This is a genomic window from Bacteroidota bacterium (assembly GCA_034723125.1).
GTDB lineage: Bacteria > Bacteroidota > Bacteroidia > CAILMK01 > JAAYUY01 > JAYEOP01.
In genome coordinates this window covers 1-4,465 of the sequence record JAYEOP010000114.1, presented here as the reverse complement: position 1 = coordinate 4,465, position 4,465 = coordinate 1, and the positions used below count along the sequence as shown (strand labels likewise).

The following is a 4,465-nucleotide window of genomic DNA, read 5'->3' as shown; positions in this document are numbered from 1 at the left end:
TGTGGTGGAAGTCCTGAATAATCAATCAGTTCAATATGAATATCTTTTTGTGTTCTGTCTTCTCTTTTGAGAATGAAACCATCAGCCAGCTAACGCATTATTTTTTTGTTACTCTCGTAAAGGTCGGGAGAAGAAAGGGTTTTTAGTCGAATAATAATTGATTGGACCTCAATTTCTGTAAGTTGTTCGTTTTTATAACGATTGAGTAAATAGTTTTTTAATTAATACTTCCCTGTCTGCCGTGTCGGCACAGGCAGGATCATCGGCTCTGGAAATAGTATTGCCTAAGTAATGTGGAAATTCTTCATTTCCCAAAAGCTCGATAAAAGCCTGTTCTAATTTTGCTTCTGTAAATTTACTCATCAGATTCTATTTCATCATTATTATCCCACATTTCTCGATAGAATTGGATTTGTTGTATAGTTGCTTGCTGGTCTATATAATAATAATAGCGACATAATCTCTTAAACAGGGCTAAAACTTCATCATCAAAAGCCACTTCACAAAGAGCGTCTAAAGTATGTTCTATTTCGTTAATGTCCCGACTTTTAGTTCTGATTATTTGTTCAGCTTTCGGTTTCCAGAACAATAGCGTTTGATTTACTGCTTCTTTTTGCAAAGCAATAATATTTTTACCCAATTCGTTTATATCGTTCTCATTCATACTATCAAGTTATATTCAATTCTGCCGTATCATTTCTTCAATTTTTTGGTTTTATCATCCAATTGTTTAATAAAATCCTTTTCAACTTGTGTAATTCTATTCTTTATTTTTTCTTTATAGATATCATATTCACCGTGAGCTTTTTCAATTGCTTTCTGATGGCTGATACTTCCTGAATGTTGCAAAATGTTTTTATTGGTCATTTTCAGGAAAGTATCTAACTGCTTAATCCAATCTGCCATATACATTGGTGTACGGTCTAAAGCTTGAATTTCTGCAATTTCCAAGAATGCCGTTACCATTCGGTTCAGGATATTCAATTCATCTTCTGCAAGATAATTTTTAGCAATCTCCACTTCTTTTTTTGTTGGTATTTCGCCTTTAAAATATGTTAGCCCAATATGTTCTTTTGACGAATCTACTCGTTTGTAAACTGTTTCGGCTACTGTTTCTCCGTGGCTTGCCCAGTGCATTTTATTTTGTATGGTTTTAAATACCATTACAGATTGTTCTGTTTTTGGGTCGTAGTCGATACTTGTGGCATAAACATCTAAAACCTTACGCCAAAACACTTTCTCCGATGAACGAATATCACGGATACGAGCCAAAAGTTCATCAAAATAATTTCCGCCTCCTGCTTCTTTTAGCAGTTCATCGTTCATTGCAAAGCCTTTTATCAGGTACTCTTTGATAAGTGCTGTTGCCCATTTTCTAAAGTGTACACCTCTGTGAGATTTTACTCTGTAACCCACAGAAATAACAACATCAAGATTGTAATATTTTACATTTTTTGACTGTGTTAACCCTTTTACTGCACCGTGCTGAGTGGTTGTTCGGAAATCCCGAACAACCAGTTCTTCTTCCAATTCACCATCTTTAAATATATTCTTGATATGCTCGCTAATAGTTGCTTTTGACTTTTGAAAAAGTTCTCCTATTTGAGCCTGATTTAACCATACGGTCTCATTCTCAAAATGTGTTTCTATTTTGACTTTGCCGTCTTCGGTTTGATATATTATTAGTTGATTGTTTTTCATTGGCTTATCCATTGTCTTGAACTATGATTGTAATTGATTTTTTGATGGACTCTGATTTTTGGGTTTCATTACTCTTTTGAATTGTAGTGAAGTATTTCCAAAGTTGATTAACAAGCCTATTTCTAATCCATAAGCTTCTAGATAATTAATTGCTTGAGCCAAATGAACATCTTCCAATTCTTTTACGGCTTTTATTTCTAACATTACTTTATCTTCAATAAAAAAATCTACTCGCCTTGTTCCAATATCATATCCTTTATATTCCAATTTCATTTCTTGCTCTCTGATATGCGAAATATCTTGCATATTTAATTCAATAGATAATGCACGTTGATAAACAACCTCTTGAAAACCATTTCCTAAATATTTGTGAACCTCCATCGCAGCACCAATTACTTTACCTGTTAATTCTGAATATTTATATTTTTCGTTTATCATCTTACCTCTTATTATTTATAAAGAATCACAGTTTTCATAATCATCATTTTAAAATCATAGTTCAAGATTATTTTCCACAACCCCACACATCAAAACAGGGCAAAGCGGTTTCATGCTATCTTTCAACTGTGCATTTATTTTTTTGCGAGTTTCCAAAGTATGATAAATGGTTACTATGGCTTCTTGTATTTTTATATCGGGGATTGGTAGTTTAATATCTGTGAAACGTTTCCACTCTAAACTTGCTCTTACACTACTATCGCTAATAAACCAACCGTACCTGTCAGATTCTGGTCGTTGAAACCACATCATCATATATTCAGGAATTAAATCGTTTTCATCTTTGTTTTCAATTACCAAATAAGCAGGTGAAATAATTGCAGGCTCATCATTTGTGTAAAGTGCAAGCCTATTAGTTTCATCTATTCCAACTTGCATTGCAGAATATGCGAATTGTCCTTTTTGAATGACTTTGTATTTAGATAAATCAGTTCCCGAAACATTGGCAACAGAAGGCATAAAGTTTTTGGTAATATTAATTCCCAAAAGATTTGTAACTGCTAAATCTTTATTTCGGTTATCCACTAATTGTATGTAATCGCCTAAACGCTTATAGTTATTCATCTACATTCTCGCTTTTGGGGTTTAACATTGTTTCCGATTTATTGGTAAGCAGAATTTTCATTTGTTGTATGGCAATTTGGTTTAGTTTTTCAAGGCGTAGGCTTTGCTCGTAGCCTTCATTAATAAAAACAGCATTCAGGTTTTCAAGATTTACCAAACAAACCAATTGGCTTACATTGGCAAAATCTCTAATATTTCCTTTTTTATCGGGGTTGCCCTCTCTCCACTGTTTATCAGTTTTACCAAAAAGTGCCATATTTAATACATCGGTTTCGTTGGCATAAACAAAACTTGTCTGCTTTGGAGTAAGATTTTTGGGTATCAGGTTTTCCTTTACTGCATCGGTATGAATACGGTAGTTTATTTTGGTCAGTTGTCGTTTAATATCCCAGTCTAATTCTTTTGCTTGTTGTCTTTTTAGGTGCTGAAATTCTTTTATCAAATAAAATTTAAACTCAACAGAAACCCAAGAAGTAAATTCCAATGCAATGTCGATATGAGCATAAGTTCCTCCATATCGTCCTGATTTAGACTGTACCCCAATAGCATTAGTAGAAGAAATCCATTTTTGCGGTGATAAAACAAAATGATTGTATCCAGCTTCATTTCTAAACAGGTCGAATTCGACCTGTTTAAAATTCGGATTATTTAATTTTTCCCAAAGTCCGAGCAATTCAATAGTGTTCTTGCTTCGCATCCAATTTTTTATAATATCTCTGGGGGCATCAGGATTTTTAAATTTCGCAATATCTGTTATGCAAATAAAATCCTCTTGTTTAGTTCGAGTAAAAGCAACTTCTACACCCTTAACTTCTATTTTTGTATTTTTCTTACTCATAATAATTTCCATTTTAAAGTGGTCTAATTCTACCACTTATTTCTAATTACCCCGAATTCGGGGTAATTAAAATCCTTATTATTAATTTTTTCCCAGATTCCAAGGTATTCAAGAGTGTTCTTGTTAGTTATCCATTTTCCAATTAAGCCACTTCCTTCCTTAAAATTTGAAGTCATATCGGTAAGGCTAATGAAGTCTATATCTTCATTTTGAAAAACAGTTATTTCACTCCCCTGAACATTTATCTTTTTATTTTTCTTCATAACTAAAACCTTATTGAGATGATTTCGCCATAATTGAGATTATTAAATTCTGTAACATTATAATTTCTAAACCCCTCGAATTCGAGGGGTTTAAAATCTGGGTTATAAAGTGATTCCCAAATTTCTAAAAATTCAATTGTATTTCTGTTTCGCATCCAATTCCAACTAACGGCAAAGTTAATCATTTAATTTACAGTCAATTAATAGTTTTCAATTTTGTTCATTTCAACCTTTTATTTTATCATTCGTTAGCTAAAAAACTCAACGGATTTTTCTCCGTAGGGGGATTGGCTACAACGAGTGAATATAATGACCACTCATTACATTTCCATTATATATTTTGTTAAAGAATTTCATAAAACAATATTATTCAATAAGTTGTCAATCTTACCTGCCTGTGCGATGCACACAGACAGGTCAATTTTTTTTTAATAATAAGTATAAACATCTTTAGTTCTAATATATTTATAGAACCCCCCTTAAATCTATTTGCAAATGTAATAATTATTTATTTGATAACAAATTGTTACGAAAGCTATCAATAAATCATTATCCTTTCAGTTTCAATCGAATTGTTGCTTTGAATTTTAAGAATGTAAAT

At 32.4% G+C, this 4,465-nt stretch carries 7 protein-coding genes and 1 pseudogene; all 8 read right to left on the bottom strand.

Annotated elements, in window-relative coordinates; translation table 11 throughout:
- Positions 1 to 192: 192 nt before the first annotated feature.
- Positions 193 to 363 (bottom strand): hypothetical protein, encoded by a 171-nt coding sequence (locus tag U9R42_03565; GenBank protein MEA3495094.1) that lies wholly within the window; start codon positions 361 to 363, stop codon positions 193 to 195.
- A complete protein-coding gene (locus U9R42_03560) occupies positions 356 to 664 on the bottom strand; it encodes a hypothetical protein (GenBank protein ID MEA3495093.1) in 309 nt (102 codons plus the stop codon). The genes U9R42_03565 and U9R42_03560 overlap by 8 nt, the downstream gene beginning before the upstream one ends.
- Before the next feature lie 29 nt (positions 665 to 693).
- Positions 694 to 1,701: a virulence RhuM family protein gene (locus U9R42_03555; protein ID MEA3495092.1), complete on the bottom strand. Its 1,008-nt coding sequence runs from the start codon at positions 1,699 to 1,701 to the stop codon at positions 694 to 696.
- A gap of 21 nt (positions 1,702 to 1,722) precedes the next feature.
- Positions 1,723 to 2,139, bottom strand: coding sequence for a GxxExxY protein (locus U9R42_03550; protein MEA3495091.1), 417 nt, complete (start codon positions 2,137 to 2,139; stop codon positions 1,723 to 1,725).
- A gap of 54 nt (positions 2,140 to 2,193) precedes the next feature.
- Positions 2,194 to 2,763, bottom strand: a complete 570-nt coding sequence (locus U9R42_03545) for a restriction endonuclease subunit S (protein ID MEA3495090.1) — start codon at positions 2,761 to 2,763, stop codon at positions 2,194 to 2,196.
- Complete coding sequence (locus U9R42_03540) at positions 2,756 to 3,601, bottom strand: KilA-N domain-containing protein (GenBank protein MEA3495089.1); 846 nt, start codon at positions 3,599 to 3,601, stop codon at positions 2,756 to 2,758. The genes U9R42_03545 and U9R42_03540 overlap by 8 nt, the downstream gene beginning before the upstream one ends.
- Positions 3,602 to 3,630: 29 nt before the next feature.
- Positions 3,631 to 3,864, bottom strand: a complete 234-nt coding sequence (locus U9R42_03535) for a KilA-N domain-containing protein (protein MEA3495088.1) — start codon at positions 3,862 to 3,864, stop codon at positions 3,631 to 3,633.
- A gap of 2 nt (positions 3,865 to 3,866) precedes the next feature.
- Positions 3,867 to 4,037 (bottom strand): annotated as a pseudogene (locus tag U9R42_03530) (KilA-N domain-containing protein).
- Positions 4,038 to 4,465 lie beyond the last annotated feature (428 nt).

What these genes read in the sequence shown, in the direction of transcription:
- U9R42_03535 (MEA3495088.1), bottom strand. Translation starts at nt 3,864, where the DNA reads ATGAAGAAAAATAAAAAGATAAATGTTCAGGGGAGTGAAATAACTGTT.
- U9R42_03545 (MEA3495090.1), bottom strand. Translation starts at nt 2,763, where the DNA reads ATGAATAACTATAAGCGTTTAGGCGATTACATACAATTAGTGGATAAC.
- U9R42_03560 (MEA3495093.1), bottom strand. Translation starts at nt 664, where the DNA reads ATGAATGAGAACGATATAAACGAATTGGGTAAAAATATTATTGCTTTG.
- U9R42_03540 (MEA3495089.1), bottom strand. Translation starts at nt 3,601, where the DNA reads ATGAGTAAGAAAAATACAAAAATAGAAGTTAAGGGTGTAGAAGTTGCT.
- U9R42_03565 (MEA3495094.1), bottom strand. Translation starts at nt 363, where the DNA reads ATGAGTAAATTTACAGAAGCAAAATTAGAACAGGCTTTTATCGAGCTT.
- U9R42_03550 (MEA3495091.1), bottom strand. Translation starts at nt 2,139, where the DNA reads ATGATAAACGAAAAATATAAATATTCAGAATTAACAGGTAAAGTAATT.
- U9R42_03555 (MEA3495092.1), bottom strand. Translation starts at nt 1,701, where the DNA reads ATGAAAAACAATCAACTAATAATATATCAAACCGAAGACGGCAAAGTC.